This is a genomic window from Candidatus Zixiibacteriota bacterium, assembly GCA_040752595.1.
In the GTDB taxonomy this organism is placed as follows: Bacteria; Zixibacteria; MSB-5A5; order WJJR01; family WJJR01; genus JACQFV01.
Genome location: JBFMGX010000030.1, coordinates 25,557 through 40,686 on the forward strand (window position 1 = coordinate 25,557; position 15,130 = coordinate 40,686).

The following is a 15,130-nucleotide window of genomic DNA, read 5'->3' on the forward strand; positions in this document are numbered from 1 at the left end:
ACCCCTCGGCTCATTCGTCAGAAGACGTGAGGACGGTGGGCAGAGCCCACCCTACTGGATCTTCATGGACCACGGGTGTAGAGGGGCGAGGCGCTGCCTCGCCCTCGATTCCACGGGGGAGGGTTGTCCTCGCCGGAGGTGAGCAGGCGCCGGGTCACCCCCACGCTTCAATTCGCGCCGGGTTTTGTAGGTGGGTGCGGAGCACCCACCTCGCCGTTCTCTACAGCAGCCGCGGAGCAGCTCCAGTTCGCCGGGGATATGATTCGATCCCGGATAGGTTCATGAATCACGGCGGCGCACCAGCAGAACACACCGCCCGCACACAGGGTCATCGAACCGACGATCCACAGAGAAACCCGCCTTGCTGAAGGCCCCGATCGACGCGATGTTGTCCATCATGGGCACCGCAATGAGATAGGGAACGGTAGGATCGGCCAATGCCTCCTCGACCACCAGTCGAATGGCAGCGGTGCCGACTCCCCTCCCCACCATGTCCTGTTCACCGATCATGATGTCGATATCGATGGCATCGGGGGAGACGTCGTGCAGCCCGGCCTCATCCAGCTCAGTTGCTGGCGGATGTCCCCAGAGCACAAGTCCGACCTTGCGGCCATCGGCTTCGATGACTGCCAATCGCGATTCCGCCGGGAGGCGTCCGAGTTGGACAAGGATTTCGCCGGGATCGCCCCACCAACGGCGTACATGTTCTGCCTTGAGCCAACGATTGATCAGTGACCAGTCCGGTCCGCGGACATCAACGAGCCGTATGTTCATGGCACCCACCTGTTGAACCGGCGGCAGTGGCGGGATCCAACGCCACCCGGTGACACGTGGCCCGTTCTTGGGTCCGCAGTGGGAGATGTAGGGTGGGCGCTCTGCACCCACCATCTGTCGTCGAGGAGGGAAAGAGGTGGGCGCGAAGCACCCGCCCCACATCTCAAGGGATGGAGAGTCAAACGCGATGTCCCTGTGTCACTCCACCCAGTCGGCGATGAAGATATTCGTCTCGCCGGGCTCGGCGGCGTTGCGGTTGGAGGCGAAGACCAGCCGGCTCCCGTCGGCGTTGAACATGGGGAAGCCGTCGAAGGTGTCGTTGGATGTGATCCGCTCCAGGCCGCTGCCGTCCAGATTGATCATGTACAGATCGAAGTTGCGCCCCTTGGGATCATCCATGTTCGACGAGAAGATGATCCGTTCGCCATCCGGATGGAAGAAGGGACAGAAGTTGGCGGCGCCATTGTGGGTGAGTTGCACCTTGTTGGAGCCATCGGCATCCATGATAAAGATCTCCAGCTTGTTGGGACGGATCATCGCCTCGCGCAACAGTGACTGGTACTCGGCAATCGCCGCCGAGTCGGTCGGGTGCGAGGCGCGATAGACGATCTTGCGGCCGTCGGGGGAAAAGAACGCCCCACCGTCGTAGCCGACTTCGTGCGTCAGGCGGACAGGATCGGTGCCGTCGGCGTTCATCACATAGAGCTCCAGATCGCCATCGCGCACCGAGGTGAACAGGATCTTGGACCCATCCGGAGAGTACACCGCCTCGGCGTCGTATCCCGGAGCCGTCGTCAGGCGCTTCAGGTCGCTGCCATCGGGACGCGCCGAGAAGACGTCGTACCCTGGGTGCAGAGTCCAAACATACCCGCGCCCATGCGAGGCCCGGGGCGGGCAGGAATCCCCGGTCAAATGCGTTGAGCAATAGACGATGCGCTGACCGTCCGGGGCAAAAAACGCGCAGGTCGTCGCCCCGCGCCCGGTTGAGACCTGGCGCAACTCGGTGCCGTCTGTGCGCATCGTGAAGATGCGGTCACATGGCCAGCCGTCACGGGTCGACTGGAAGATCAGCCAGCGCCCCGTTCGGTCGAAGTACGCCTCGGCGTTTTCCCCGCCGTCGGTCAACTGGCGGACATTGGCCAGATGCCGCTCATCGGGAAGCGCAAGGGGGGACGCCGCGACCGGCTGGGATGACTCGTAGGCACGCGCGAACTCCACCCGCTCCGACAGGGTCGGGTGATCATACAACCAGAATTTGATGAACCCCGACGGGTTGGGATTGGACAGGTTCACCGCCGCCAGCTTCTCAAATGCCATCGCCGCCGCGGCGCCGTCCCCGGTTCGTTCGAGACCAAACACGTCGGCCCGATGCTCGAAGTGCCGCCACACGCCGTTGAAGACAGGGGCAAGAAGAAAACTGAAGACGCTGAAGGCGAGCAGAATCAAGGGTGCACTGGCAAAGCTCGCCAACCGCTCAAAGCCGAAGCGGTCTTTGTATCGGACCAGAGCCCAACACATCGCCACATGGGCGAGATACCCGCACACGAAGACCAATGCCACCGCCAGCGCCAACCCGATCCAGACATGGTGGAGCAGATAGTGCCCCATCTCATGCCCGACCACGAACATGACCTCCGCCGGCGCGAATGCGTTGATGGTGTTGTCGAACAGAACGATACGTTGGGTCTGGCCCAGACCGGCGACATAGGCCCCGATCTTCTTGGTGTCCTTCGAGGCATCCATCACGAACACGCGCGAGTCGGGAATTCCCGACTTGGCCGCCAGATCGAGGATCTGGGTGCGCAGTGCCCCCTCCTCCATCGGCTCGGTCTTGTTGAACAACGGCGTGACCACGACCGGAGCGATGATCATCACGAACGCCAGAAGCGGGATCGACACGACTCCCATCCACGCCCACCAACTCCGTGGCCGACGGCGAATCAGCGCATACCCGATGGCGGCAATGATGACCGCAAAGATCAGCGACACGGCCAGCGACTTCGCCACGTCACCCAGCCAGGCCCCGATTGTCTGATTCGACAGCCCGTAGCGGTGCTCGACGTGAAAGCCGCTGTAGTAGTCCAGTGGGAGCGTCAGGACCTGCAGGACGACCAGAAGCACGGCCAGATAGAACACAAGGACCAGAAACCGCCTCTTGGTGATCCGTTCCGCCCATCTCAACAGGCGTGCAGAAAGACCCGTGAATAGAATGGCCAGAAGCGCGAGCGAACCATACACGAACCCGACAAACACAAGGGTGTTCTTCGTGCTCGAATAGGCGATCGCCTGCTCCTTCTGCGCCGCCGTCATTTGCCCCCACCCGGCTCCCGTCTCCGGGGTGATGGCCGCGGTTGACGGCGATGCCGCAACGTCCTGGGCCGCGGCCTGGTCGACGACGTTCCAAAACGCCAGACCGACCAACAGAGCAGAATAGAATACCCATCGTCCCATGACCGACCCCTTCGGAACCAACATCATCGTCCTGTCTCCCCGCTCCGGGGCGCCAATGTACCGCCGGATCACCCCGCAGACAAAGGCAAAGACAGACCGAGCCTCGGATCTGATGGCAGTAGAGCAAAAGAAGTGGAGATTCCGCGGCAGAAGGCGGGGGATCTTAAGAGGATATCATCCGGCGGACGGCAACCCCGACCGCCGGCCCAGCAGCGGCGGTCAGAGGCGCGGTGTCTCGCGATATCCGCGCCAGTCGATCGAGCTTGCGCCGATGTCGCGCAAGGTCCCCGGCAGCAGTGACAACTGTCCGGCCAGGATGCTGTTGACGACGCGGGCGAACTTGTTCGGCGTCAATTGCTGCAGGGACAAGGGGTGCCAGCAGATCTTGGCACGGGCACGGGGGGCCATACTGCACCTCGGGTATGACGGGCCTGACGCCCGGTTACAACTCTGCGAATACCACCTCTCGACTTTGGTCACCGCTGGAAGACTGCTGCTGGACGAATGTCGTGGTCCCTCTTCCGAAATTAAATACGCAGCGGTCGGGGCGTTTGCAGCGGATTTGCCGTGAAAGGCGCCGCTTTTCATCCCACACGGTCAGCTTTTCCGGATTGACAGGGGACCGGCGGTGAAACCACATTGCCGACGACACCCCTTCGGTGTGCGCGTCGGTTCCCCGTACACACCGTCCCCTGTGAAGGAGTACCATGCTGCCGATTGAATCGATCAAACGCACGCACAATTGCGGTGAATTGCGTCCCGGGCATGCCGGAGAGACCGTGAGGCTGAACGGTTGGGTCGCGCACTGGCGCGATCTGGGCGGCTTGTTCTTCATCGATCTCCGTGACCGCTACGGTCTGACCCAGATTGTCTTCAACCCGGCCACCATCGACCCCGAGACCATGGCCACAGCATCCGCCCTGCGCGCCGAGACGGTCGTCGGGGTCGAAGGCACAGTCCGCCTGCGCCCGGAGAGAACCGCCAATCCCAAGCTGGCGACCGGCCACGTGGAGGTCGCCGTCGCGCGCCTGATCGTCCTCAACCGCTCCAAGACGCCGCCCTTTGAGATCGCCGCCGAAACCCAAGCCGGTGAAGACCTGCGGCTGAAGTATCGCTATCTTGACCTGCGACGTTCCCCCCTGCAAGAGAAGCTCCGCATCCGCCACCGCGCCGCCAAGGCTGTTCGCGACTACCTGGACCGGCAGGGGTTCTATGAAATCGAGACGCCGCTGCTCATGCGTTCGACCCCGGAGGGGGCACGCGACTATGTCGTCCCCTCACGCATCCACAAGGGACGCTTCTATGCCCTGCCGCAGTCGCCGCAGCTCATGAAGCAGATCCTCATGATCGCCGGCTTTGATCGCTACTTCCAACTGGCCCGCTGCCTCCGCGATGAGGACCTGCGCGCCGACCGCCAGCCGGAGCACACTCAGATCGACATGGAGATGGCCTTTGTTACGCCGGAGGACATCTGGGCGGTGGTGGAAGGGATGATGGCACACGTGTTCGATGATGTCCTCGGCCTGAAGATCAAAACGCCGTTCCTGCGGCTCACTTACCGTGAGGCGATGGACACCTACGGCTCAGATAAGCCCGATCTGCGCTATGATCTGCCGATTCGCGACCTCTCCGAGGCGGTTCGGTCCAGCGGCTTCCGCGTCTTCGATGATACCGTCACCAAAGCGGGACGTGTCGCCGGCATCCGCGCGCCGGGGATGGCGACATTGTCGCGCAGCCAGATCGCCGAGCTGGAGAAGATCGTCAAGGTTGCCGGGGCGGCAGGGCTGGCATACATCCTCTACGCCCCCGATGGCGTCAAGTCGCCGATTCTCAAATACCTCAACCCCGCCGCGCTCGACCGCATCACCGGTGCCGCCGAGGCGGCCGTCGGCGATGCCGTCCTGATCGTCGCCGCCGATGTGAAGACCTGCCGCGCCGCGCTCGGAAAACTCCGCATTGCCCTGGCCGAGCGACTCAAGCTCGTCGACACCGGGCGTTTCGCCTTTCTGTGGGTCCATGAGTTCCCGCTCTTTGAGTTCAATGCCGAGACCGGACGGTACGAGGCGATGCACAACATCGTCACGCATCCGTATGAAGAGGACCTGCCCAGATTGGAAGCGGGATTCACCACGGGTGCAACTCCCGGCACGCCCGATCACCCCTGGGATTTCATCCGGGCCCACCAATACGACCTGGTCCTCAACGGCACCGAGATCGCCTCCGGCGGCATCCGCAATCATCGCGCCGACTTGCAGCGCCGCGTCCTGAATGCCCTCGGCATCGATGACGCCCGTGCCCGGCGCATGTTCGGTTTCTTGCTGGAGGCGCTGGAGTATGGCGCTCCGCCACACGGCGGGATCGCTCCCGGTTTCGACCGCATCGTGGCAATCATGACCGGCTCCGAATCGTTGCGCGACGTGATCGCCTTCCCGAAGACGACGCAGGCACAATCGCTGATGGACGGCTCGCCGGCGGAGATCGAGCCGCACCAGTTGGCCGAGCTCGGCATCTCGATCGACAGGACATAGCGGTGCTGGTCTTTCCGTTCGAGGGCACGACGCACCGCTGCTGGGTTGAAAGCCCAGGGGGCTCTAAGCCCCCTGTCCGCCACGATCGAAACCTGCCCGGCTAACCTCTCCCTCCGGGAGAGGTCGCCCGCCTGCGGCGGGCGGGTGAGGGAGTCTTGCAGCCCGTACCATCGATCTCCAGCTTCCTTCGGGTTCAAGCCGTCGTCGTGGCCTTGGTGTCGACGCTGCTGACCGCGCAATTGTCCGCCGCGACGACGTACATCGGCCGCATCGAAATCCAGAATCTCGACATCTACTCACCCGAAGAGGCGACCAGAGGTTGGCTCTATCGCACCGCCAACATCCTGCATGTCCAGACACGGGCTGGACTGATTCGCCGTTTCCTGTTGTTCCGCGAGGGTGACGTCTACGATCCGTTCCTACTGGAAGAATCGGAACGCAATCTCCGACAACTGCCGTTTCTGCGCCGCGTGTCGATCACGGCCGCGCCGCCCCAAGACAGCATCGTGGACGTCGAGATCATCACGCAGGACAGTTGGACCACCGAGCCGACGGGGGCCTACCGATACTCCGGGGGAACGGCCACCTACGATCTCGAGATCAAGGAGAAGAATCTCTTCGGAACCGGACGCGCGCTGGCGCTGCGGTATGCCCGTGAGACCGAGCGCATCGTCCGATCACTGTCGTACGGAGATCCATGTTTATTCGGCCCCTACTGGGGCGCCCGGATGTCGCTGGCCCGGAACACCGACGGGCACGAGTACAAAGCCGAGATCGAACGGCCGTTCTTCTCCCTGCTGACGCGGTGGCAGGCGCGCCTCGCCGGACTCGACCTGCGACGATCCGAGACGATCTACCGCGAGGGCGAAATCGACGCGCGATATCGCCGGGACCATTGGGGATTCGAAACGGAGTGTGGCGTCGCTCTAACGACATCGCCATCGCGTGCGCAACGGCTCCTGCTCGGATCCGTCTTGTGGAATGACGAGTTCGGTCACGACACCGACCGCCCGGATGATATTCTCCCCGAGAACCAGGATTTCCGCTTCCTGACCTTGGGATACGAAAGCGCCGGAAGTTCTTTCTTGAAAGTCAACTACGTGAACCGCGGCATCCGCTTCGAGGACTTCAACCTGGCGCGGCGTCTCATCGCCCGGTTCGGTGTCTCCCCACGCGCGTTGGGGCCGTCACGAACGACCCTGTTGCTGCAACTGGGAGTGGAGCAGGGAGTGGCACTGGGCACAGGCCGCTTCGTCCAGATGGTACTGGCGTACCAGACGCGTTGGGACCGATCCCCGCAAAACGAAGTTCTCTCCGCCGAGGGGCGACTCGTATACAAGCATGGCAGCTGGGGGCCACAGACATCGATCGCGCGGGTGCGGTACGATCAGGCTTGGCGTCCCGACCGCGACTGGCAACTCGTGGCCGATGGCGACAACGGGTTGCGCGGCTACCACTTGCACTCTTACGCTGGTGATCGACGCCTGATTGCCAATTTCGAGCATCGCCTCTTCTCCAGAACCGAACTGCTACAGGTCGTCTCTCCCGGAGCGGCGATCTTCGCCGACATCGGTACGGCAGTGTCGCCCGGCATCCCGATGCGGCGCGCCCGCGTTGGTGCCGACATGGGCGCCGGCCTCCGGCTCGGACTTTCGCGTGCTGCGACTCACGATATCATTCGCCTCGATTTCGCGTGGGCGCTGAATCGGGACCCCCTGGGACGGCGAGGCCTGTTGATCTCATTCGCCACCGGTCAGGCGTTCTGATGGAACGACTGATTCTTGCGTAGGACAGGGGGCTTTCAGCCCCCTGCGGGCACGGCGGGCCGTGCCCCTACAATCGCAATCACCGTATTGAAAAACCGGTGTCCGCACATGAATGAATCGCGCCGACAGGTTGCAAAAGACCGTCATTATGGCTATCTTTGTCACGGAGACGAGTCATGTCCATGACGCGGCGCAAACGGCTTCAATACGCAGAGAAATTCTTCGCCATGGCGCAGGATTTCCAGGACATGGGTTTCTACGCTGACGCCGCGCATTACTACCGCAAGTCGATCCGTATGTATCCGACGCCGGAGGCGTACACCCACCTGGGCTGGGCACACTCGTTCCTCGGCGATTACGATCAGGCGATCGAATACTGCAAGGTCGCCATCTCGCTCGATCCCGATTACGGCAACCCGTACAACGACATCGGGGCCTATCTACTGGAAAAAGGCGAGATCGACCGTGCCATCCCCTATCTGCGCCGCGCCGCCAAGGCCCGACGCTACGACCAACACCATTTCGCCCACTTCAATTTGGGCCGCGCCTGGGAACGCAAGCACAACCTCGACAAGGCCGCCGCCGAGTACAAACGGGCGCACGAGCTCTCCCCCGAATACGAGCCCGCCAAGAACGCCTACTACCGGCTTGTCCGCATGATGAATTAGCGGATCGGCACCCGGAACGGGACCGAAGCAAGGGGTTGAAACCCCTTGTCCGCGATCCCAACCTCTCAGTCTTCAGGACAAGGGGCTTCAGCACCTTGAAACGGTCGGATACCGCGAGATCGGGTGCCATGCACAGGGTTCCTGACCCGCGCCTCTAACTTACCCGGATGGACGGCGCGGCGCTAGTCCGGCCTACAAGCTACTGTGTTGTACAAGGATCGCAAGGGACGTCGCTGTTCCGGAAGGCCACGTTTACCGCCCAGACCACGTCGTTGACGGTCAGGGTGCCATCGCAGTTGAAATCGCCGCGATTATCGGGGCAAAATGGATCCTGCACCGGCGGAGTTCCATTGCGGAAGGTGGCGTCGATCAGCAGAACGACATCAAACACGTCGATATAGCCACTGGCGTTGAGATCGCCATGGTGGCGGCAATCGCAGGCGGGAGTCGTGTACCAAAAGCCGGCACCCAGATCGACCGCCGATGATCCGGCCCTCCCAGTCGCCACCTGCCCCAGTGTCCCCGAGACGTGCCGCGTGGAGGATTTGGCACTCACAGTCCCTCCGCTGGAGACTGTCTGCCGCTTCACTTGTATGGCACTACTCGCCGCCAAGGCATGGAACCCAATCAGAGCGAGCAAGATAAGCAGTAACACCGCCACGCCGATGAATCGGCGGCTCCGCTCTCGTTCTGTCCAGGCTGACATACCGTCCTACCACGCAAGCGCTTCGGTTTCTGGCAAACGCCGGGGTCTTAAGAGAAGATCGGCAGACGTGACGGGGAATCCAACTCCCGTCACTAACATACTACGTGATAGCCTGCCAAACGCAGCCCCAAGATGGTGCTTCTGACGTCGATTCAGCGAAGGACTTGCCTCGACGGAATCGTCCTGTTACTTCCCTCCCATGAAGACACGACGGAAGAGACCGAATCGACTCCCGGATGTCCACCCGGGACGGTACGACGCCATCGCCTTCGGCGCCCACCCCGACGATGTCGAGGTGGGGGTCGGCGGTGTACTCTGCCGCCTCCGCGATCTGGGGTACCACGCGGGAATCGTGTATTTGACCGAGGGGGAAATGGGCACCGGCGGCACCGCCGCCATCCGCCGCCGCGAGGCCGATGAAGCGGCCCGGATCATGGGTGCCGTGATTCTCAAGCGGTTTCGCTGGGGCGACACGCGCCTGACCGACACCTATGAGCGCCGCGTGCAGATCGCCCGTCTGATCCGACGCTACAAACCGCGCATCGTCTTCGCTCCCCACTGGGATGGGTTCACCGGCCGACGGCAATCGCACCCCGACCATCTGGCGACCGGCCGCATCGTGATGAACGCCGCCAACTTGGCATCCCTGGTCAAGCTCGGCGGACCCCATGAGGTCCATCGGGTCCCCGCCATCTTCCATTACTTCGCCCCGTCAGGCGTGAATCCGTCGTTCGTGGTCGACATCACGCCGCAGTTCGAGCGCTGGATGGCCGCCCTGTCGGCCCATCGATCACAGTTCCTCAATCCCGCCAAGTCCCGCGACTACCTGTGGTCACTGGAAACCATGGCCCGCAGCTTCGGACAGAGGATCGGGGTGAGGTACGGACAGGGGTTTGTCGCGGCGGAGCCGCTGCGGATCGACGATCCGATGACACTGGTGTCGGAACACGAGGTGCCGTAGAGCCGCAAGTCGACAGAGTCTGGTCGAACCGTCGCTCTCGTGCCCGTGGGACGCTGTCAGACCGCCCACCCTGACTTCTGATAATGTCGAACCGACGACGTTCCAAAGGAGTATATTCGTAAGAGAGATCTGCTGTCAGCGGGAACAGATCCTCCGGAAGTCCGGCCATGAGACAAGCGTCTGGAGCAGACATCAGCAGATGAACGATCGGCGCGGCCGGTGGGCAGACAGGAAAGGTCAGCAATGAGGCGAATCAAGCGATTGTGGTGGATCGGCCTGGCGATTGTCGTCTTGGGGGTGGGCGGCTGGTGGTGGCTGAGTGGGCGTCAAGGGCAGGGGGCGGGCAATGATCTGTTCCGGCGGACCGCCGTCGTTCAACGCGGTGATCTGATCGTCTCTATCTCCGCTTCGGGCACGGTGGACCCGATCGAGAAGGTCGACGTGAAGTCCAAGGCCTCCGGAGAGATCATCGAGTTGCCCATTCAGGAGGGCGATCATGTCAAGAAGGGCGATCTGATCGCACGCCTGGATCGGGAGTACGCCCAGAACGACTACGATCAAGCCCAGGCCGACTACGCCGTCGCCGAGGTCACCGCCCGTCAGCGCGACCGGGAACTGCAGCGCCTGCAGGCGCTGTACGATCAGAAGTTGTCATCGGAAAGCGAACTGGACAACGCCCGCCTGGCCTATGACCAGGCCAACGCGCAGTTGCTGCGGGCCAAGTCGGCGCTGTCGACGACCAAGCAACGGCTCGACGACACCGAGATTCGCTCCCCCATCGATGGGATCATCCTGTCGCGGCCGGTGGAAGTCGGCCAGATCATCTCATCGGGGACGACCACGGTGACCGGCGGGACACTCCTGTGCACGGTGGCGAACATGAAGCAAGTTCACATCGTGACTTCCGTCGACGAGACCGACATCGGCAAAGTGACCGCGGGGATGCCGGCGAAGATCACACCGGATGCCTTTCCCGAGCGTCGGTTGCACGGGACGGTGGAGCGGATCGCGCCTCAGTCCAAGGTCGTTCAAAATGTCACCGTCTTCGAGGTCACCGTCCTGGTGGACAACGCGGAGAACCTGTTGAAAGCGGGAATGAACACGACGGTCGAAGTGGTCACGGCCGAGTCCGACAGCACGCTGTTGATCCCGGTCAAAGCGGTGGAATGGAAGCAGCGCTCGGAACTGACGATGCGCAACGATAGCAGCGGCGCCAGGCACCGTTTCGCGGCAGACAGCAATGCCGGCAGCATGCCAGCGGCGCGGGGCGGCCGAAGTCCCGATGAAGGCAAGCGGGATTCCTCGACGCGCTTCGCGGGCTCCGCGGGCGGGAGCGGACGTTCCCACAACGGCGCGGTTCCCGCAGTACAGGTCGTGCGCGACGGCGTCCCTGTCTGGGTTCCCGTTCGCACCGGTCTGTCGAATGTGGACGACATGGAGATTCTGGCCGGTGTGGCCGAGGGCGACACTGTTGTCTACAGCATCGTCTCGGGCGCGATGCAGGCGCGCGCTGAAGTGCGGGATCGGATGATGAACATGCAGGGCATGGGTCTGAGACGCACGAACTGAGCGGACGAGAATGCCGGGACGCGGGAACATCTCCTTCGGCGAGGGAATCGGCGTTGCCACGGCGGCGCTGCGCGCCAACAAGATGCGCGCCGGGCTGACGATGCTGGGGATCATCATCGGCGTGGCGGCGATGATCACCATGGTCGCGCTCGGCTCGGGTGCCAAGAAAGCCATCTCGGCGCGCATCAACGCTCTGGGGGCGGACCTGTTGTTCGTCCGCGCCGGAGCGCAATCGTTCGGCGGGGTGCACATGGCCGCGGGAGACGTCGAAGACCTCGAGGCGGCCGACGTGGCCGCACTCAGGAATGACTGCCCGTCGATCGTCGCCGTGGTTCCCGAAGTCAACGGCGCCTTTCAGGTCAAGTACGAGAACAAGAACTGGAACACCCGCGTGACCGGGACTCTCCCGGACTACGAATGGGTCCGCAGCGCTCCCCTATCGTCGGGAAGCTACTTCACCAACGCCGACAACCAGCGTCGCGAACGGGTGTGCGTCTTGGGCCAGACCGTGGTCGACAATTTGTTCGACGGCATCGATCCGGTCGGTCATGTGGTCCGAATCAAGGGCATCAACTTCGAGGTCAAGGGCGTCCTGCAACCCAAGGGCGCGCAGGGATTCTTCAATCAGGACGACCAGATTCTGATTCCGCTGGAGACCGGACAGTACCGGGTGATGGGCCGGGACACGTACTCATCGATCACGCTCAAGGCCGCCAGCGACAAACTGGTCGATCAGGCGATCGTGGAGGCGGAGGCATCGCTGCGCCGCAGCCACCATCTCCTCCCCGGCCAGGACAATGACTTCCACGTCCGCACCCCATCCGACATCGCCACAACGCTGACCGCGACCACCGACACGTTTACGGCACTCCTGGCGGCGATTGCCCTGGTCTCGCTGATCGTCGGCGGCATCGGCATCATGAACATCATGCTGGTGTCGGTCACCGAGCGGACGCGGGAAATCGGCGTGCGCATGGCCCTGGGCGCGCGTCGGCGCGACATCCTCACGCAATTTCTGATCGAATCGACGACGCTCTCGATCGCGGGCGGCTCCGCGGGGATTCTGGTGGGCGTGGGCGCGGCGGTTGTGATGGCGCGCTTCTATGGCTGGAACACGCTGATTGTCCCGGAGTCGATTGTCATCTCCTTCGGCTTTGCCGCCCTGGTCGGCATCTTCTTCGGTCTCTACCCGGCCCGCAAGGCCGCCCGCCTCGACCCCATCGAGGCACTGCGGTACGAGTAGGGGCGACCCGGTGCTTGCGCGCCTCTGGCGTGGGTCGCCCTCAATCCTACCCCTTGCGCTTCACCGTCGCGGGACGGTATGATCGACCGGGAGGACTGTCCCCGTGCGTATCATCCGCTCCGCATCTCTGCGCCCACTCCGCCACAGACGAATCGCCGTTCTCGGCTATGGCGCACAGGGACGCGCGCAGGCGCTGAATCTCCGCGACGCCGGACTGGTCCCCTGTGTCGGGCTTCCGGCCCGCAGCCGTTCTCGAACGTCGGCGCGTCGCGACGGTTTCCACGTCACCACGCCCGCCCTGGCGGTCGATCAATCGGACATCGTTTGCGTGCTGGCACCCGATCATCTCCACGGTGAGCTCTTCACGCAGGACATGCGCGCCCACCTGCGTGATGGTCAGATGCTCGTCTTCGCGCACGCGTCTTCCATCCACTTCGGCTTGATCAAACCACCGGCAACGGTTGATGTCGTCTTGGTGGCACCCCTGGGTCCGGGCCAACGGTTGCGCGAATTGCGGGGACGGCCCGATGGGGTTCCCTGCTTTGTCGCCGTGCACCAAGATGCCTCCGGTCAGGCGCGCGCCACAGCGTTGGCGCTGGCCCGGGCGATCGGCTGCATCCCGGCGGGCGCGATCGAAACGACCTTTGCCGATGAGGCCGTCGGCGATCTGTTCGGGGAGCAGGCGGTCCTCTGCGGCGGGCTGGGAGCGCTCCTGGAAGCCGGCGTCGAAACGCTCGTCGCCCACGGCTTGTCGCCCGCCAAGGCCTACCTCGAATGCGTCTACCAGCTCGATCTCATCGTCGATCTGGTCAAGAGCGAAGGACTGGCGGGAATGTACGCACGCATCTCCCCCACGGCGGCCTATGGCGCGTTGGTGGGGGGAGAACAGATCATCTCGAAGCCGACCCGTCGGGCAATGGATCGACTGTGGCGTGATGTCGCCTCGGGATGGTTCCTGCGCCAATGGGTGCGTGTGGCGGGACGCACCTCCCGCCGATCGCAGCGCCCCACGGTGTCGCCCACTTTCCAGCGCGGCGAACGCGAAGTGCGGGATGCCTTCCGCGCGACCAAGCAGCGTCGCTGACATGCACCGAGTCCGCCACGTAGCCGTCATGAAGTCTCGAACGACCCTTGCGATTCCAGTTCTGGCGGTGCTCGCGTGCGCCACGCCGTCACCGACCGCCGAATGCCCCTCCTTCTGGCAGGTGGACTCGTTGCGGGCGCAGGTCATGTCGGGCATAGATGCCACAGCGAACGATCACTTTGCCATGGCCGAATCGATCTTCACCGACCTGGCGCATCGCGTTCCCCAATCCCCTGTCGGGCCATTGTTCATTGCCGCGGCCATTCAGGCAGAGATGCTCGACGCCGAGTCGGCGGATCGCACCGGCGACTTCCGCGCCTGGCTGGTGGAAACACAGAATCGTGCCCGCCGTCTGATCGATCGCGCGGAGAACACGAGTGAGGTCGAATTCGCGCTGGGAGCGGCGGACGGATACGACGCGATATACGAATCGCACTGGGGTGGGTGGTTTGCCACGCTGAAGAAGGCGATGCGGGCTCATGGGCACTTCCAGGCCGCGCTCGACGCCGACACCGGCTTTGTCGACGCCTACCTCGGCATCGGCAACTACAACTACTGGAAGTCGGTCGGCACCGACTTCATCAACTGGCTGCCCTTCATTCCCGACCGGCGGGCGCTCGGTCTCGAACAGATCCGTCTGGCGGCCTGCCGGGGCACCTTCGCCCGCACCGCGGCGCGGGCATCGTTGGCCGCCGCACTGATCCATGAGGACCGCTTCGAGGAGGCGTTGGCGCAGGCCGACACGTTGCGTCAGGAATGTCCCGACGGCAAGGCGTCGCTCTGGCTGGCGGCGCAGGCGAACTTCCGGCTGTACCGCTGGATGGAAGCACGGGGACGCTATGAGGACATCGCGCGGCGCATTCTTCGCGACGGCCCCGGAAACTACTTCAATTTGATCGAATGCGCTTACTATGCCGCCCGCTGCCGATTCGAGGAGGGACAGTGGCCTGAGACATTGGCCGAATGCCATCGGGCTCTGGCGTTCCCGGCACCGGAGGATGTCCGTCAACGCCAGAAGGGGAAGCTGAAGGAATTGCGCCGACTGCAGGAGCGCGTGAAGCGGATGGTGGCTGCATCTCCGGCATCAGGCGCGGATTCCCGCACCAATGCACCACCGGCAAAGTAGGGGTGTATAGCCATACGCCCCTACACCACGCCTAATAGGATGCTGAAAAAGGCCAATCCATGTCATTCTGAGCCCCGCCGCTCTCTGGCGGGGCGGAGAATCCGGTGTTGTTCTCATAGGGAGAAACAGCAGATCCTTCGCTTCGCTCAGGATGACAATGGTGGGGTCGATCCGCATTTCCTGAGTTTTTCAGCAACCTGCTAAGAGTCGAGACATCACGAAGGCACGAGGTTGTGTGCCACGGACCCTGGTCC

Annotated in this window: 12 protein-coding genes; 8 read left to right on the forward strand and 4 right to left on the reverse strand. The window is 63.1% G+C overall.

Translation table 11 applies throughout. The features are described 5' to 3' along the window. Positions 1-279: 279 nt before the first annotated feature. From AB1792_08240 to AB1792_08250, 3 genes are all read right to left on the reverse strand, one after another. A complete protein-coding gene (locus AB1792_08240; protein ID MEW5702202.1) occupies positions 280-774 on the reverse strand; it encodes a GNAT family N-acetyltransferase in 495 nt (164 codons plus the stop codon). A 198-nt stretch (positions 775-972) separates the two neighbouring features. Beyond that, positions 973-3,252 carry a M48 family metalloprotease gene (locus tag AB1792_08245; GenBank protein ID MEW5702203.1) on the reverse strand — a complete coding sequence of 760 codons (2,280 nt, stop codon included), beginning with the start codon at positions 3,250-3,252 and terminating at the stop codon, positions 973-975. Between the two features lie 192 nt (positions 3,253-3,444). Continuing rightward, positions 3,445-3,633: a hypothetical protein gene (locus AB1792_08250; GenBank protein ID MEW5702204.1), complete on the reverse strand. Its 189-nt coding sequence runs from the start codon at positions 3,631-3,633 to the stop codon at positions 3,445-3,447. 299 nt (positions 3,634-3,932) lie between these two features. Between AB1792_08250 and aspS the strand changes: the two genes are divergently transcribed. The 3 genes from aspS to AB1792_08265 all read left to right on the forward strand — a co-directional run bounded on the left by aspS (position 3,933) and on the right by AB1792_08265 (position 8,187). Beyond that, on the forward strand, positions 3,933-5,753 hold the full coding sequence (gene aspS, locus AB1792_08255; GenBank protein ID MEW5702205.1) for an aspartate--tRNA ligase: 1,821 nt from the start codon (positions 3,933-3,935) through the stop codon (positions 5,751-5,753). Between the two features lie 155 nt (positions 5,754-5,908). Continuing rightward, positions 5,909-7,519 (forward strand): hypothetical protein, encoded by a 1,611-nt coding sequence (locus AB1792_08260; GenBank protein ID MEW5702206.1) that lies wholly within the window; start codon positions 5,909-5,911, stop codon positions 7,517-7,519. 176 nt (positions 7,520-7,695) lie between these two features. Beyond that, entirely contained in the window at positions 7,696-8,187 is a 492-nt protein-coding gene (locus AB1792_08265; GenBank protein MEW5702207.1) for a tetratricopeptide repeat protein, read from the forward strand. Positions 8,188-8,386: 199 nt separating this feature from the next. On the opposite strand, the gene AB1792_08270 is transcribed toward AB1792_08265, so the two are convergent. Continuing rightward, positions 8,387-8,743, reverse strand: a complete 357-nt coding sequence (locus AB1792_08270) for a hypothetical protein (protein MEW5702208.1) — start codon at positions 8,741-8,743, stop codon at positions 8,387-8,389. 349 nt (positions 8,744-9,092) lie between these two features. On the opposite strand from AB1792_08270, the gene bshB1 reads away from it, so the two are divergent. The 5 genes from bshB1 (at position 9,093) to AB1792_08295 (ending at position 14,876) form a co-directional block, all read left to right on the forward strand. Next, positions 9,093-9,854 carry a bacillithiol biosynthesis deacetylase BshB1 gene (gene bshB1, locus AB1792_08275; protein MEW5702209.1) on the forward strand — a complete coding sequence of 254 codons (762 nt, stop codon included), beginning with the start codon at positions 9,093-9,095 and terminating at the stop codon, positions 9,852-9,854. 243 nt (positions 9,855-10,097) lie between these two features. Beyond that, entirely contained in the window at positions 10,098-11,423 is a 1,326-nt protein-coding gene (locus tag AB1792_08280) for an efflux RND transporter periplasmic adaptor subunit (GenBank protein ID MEW5702210.1), read from the forward strand. Positions 11,424-11,433: 10 nt separating this feature from the next. Further along, positions 11,434-12,666: an ABC transporter permease gene (locus tag AB1792_08285; protein ID MEW5702211.1), complete on the forward strand. Its 1,233-nt coding sequence runs from the start codon at positions 11,434-11,436 to the stop codon at positions 12,664-12,666. 103 nt (positions 12,667-12,769) lie between these two features. Next, positions 12,770-13,750: a ketol-acid reductoisomerase gene (gene ilvC / locus AB1792_08290; GenBank protein ID MEW5702212.1), complete on the forward strand. Its 981-nt coding sequence runs from the start codon at positions 12,770-12,772 to the stop codon at positions 13,748-13,750. A 28-nt stretch (positions 13,751-13,778) separates the two neighbouring features. Beyond that, positions 13,779-14,876, forward strand: a complete 1,098-nt coding sequence (locus AB1792_08295; GenBank protein ID MEW5702213.1) for a hypothetical protein — start codon at positions 13,779-13,781, stop codon at positions 14,874-14,876. The last annotated feature ends 254 nt before the right edge of the window (positions 14,877-15,130 follow it).

What these genes read in the sequence shown, in the direction of transcription:
- AB1792_08240 (MEW5702202.1), bottom strand. Translation starts at nt 774, where the DNA reads ATGAACATACGGCTCGTTGATGTCCGCGGACCGGACTGGTCACTGATC.
- AB1792_08245 (MEW5702203.1), bottom strand. Translation starts at nt 3,252, where the DNA reads ATGATGTTGGTTCCGAAGGGGTCGGTCATGGGACGATGGGTATTCTAT.
- AB1792_08250 (MEW5702204.1), bottom strand. Translation starts at nt 3,633, where the DNA reads ATGGCCCCCCGTGCCCGTGCCAAGATCTGCTGGCACCCCTTGTCCCTG.
- aspS (MEW5702205.1), top strand. Translation starts at nt 3,933, where the DNA reads ATGCTGCCGATTGAATCGATCAAACGCACGCACAATTGCGGTGAATTG.
- AB1792_08265 (MEW5702207.1), top strand. Translation starts at nt 7,696, where the DNA reads ATGTCCATGACGCGGCGCAAACGGCTTCAATACGCAGAGAAATTCTTC.
- bshB1 (MEW5702209.1), top strand. Translation starts at nt 9,093, where the DNA reads ATGAAGACACGACGGAAGAGACCGAATCGACTCCCGGATGTCCACCCG.
- AB1792_08280 (MEW5702210.1), top strand. Translation starts at nt 10,098, where the DNA reads ATGAGGCGAATCAAGCGATTGTGGTGGATCGGCCTGGCGATTGTCGTC.
- AB1792_08285 (MEW5702211.1), top strand. Translation starts at nt 11,434, where the DNA reads ATGCCGGGACGCGGGAACATCTCCTTCGGCGAGGGAATCGGCGTTGCC.
- AB1792_08295 (MEW5702213.1), top strand. Translation starts at nt 13,779, where the DNA reads ATGAAGTCTCGAACGACCCTTGCGATTCCAGTTCTGGCGGTGCTCGCG.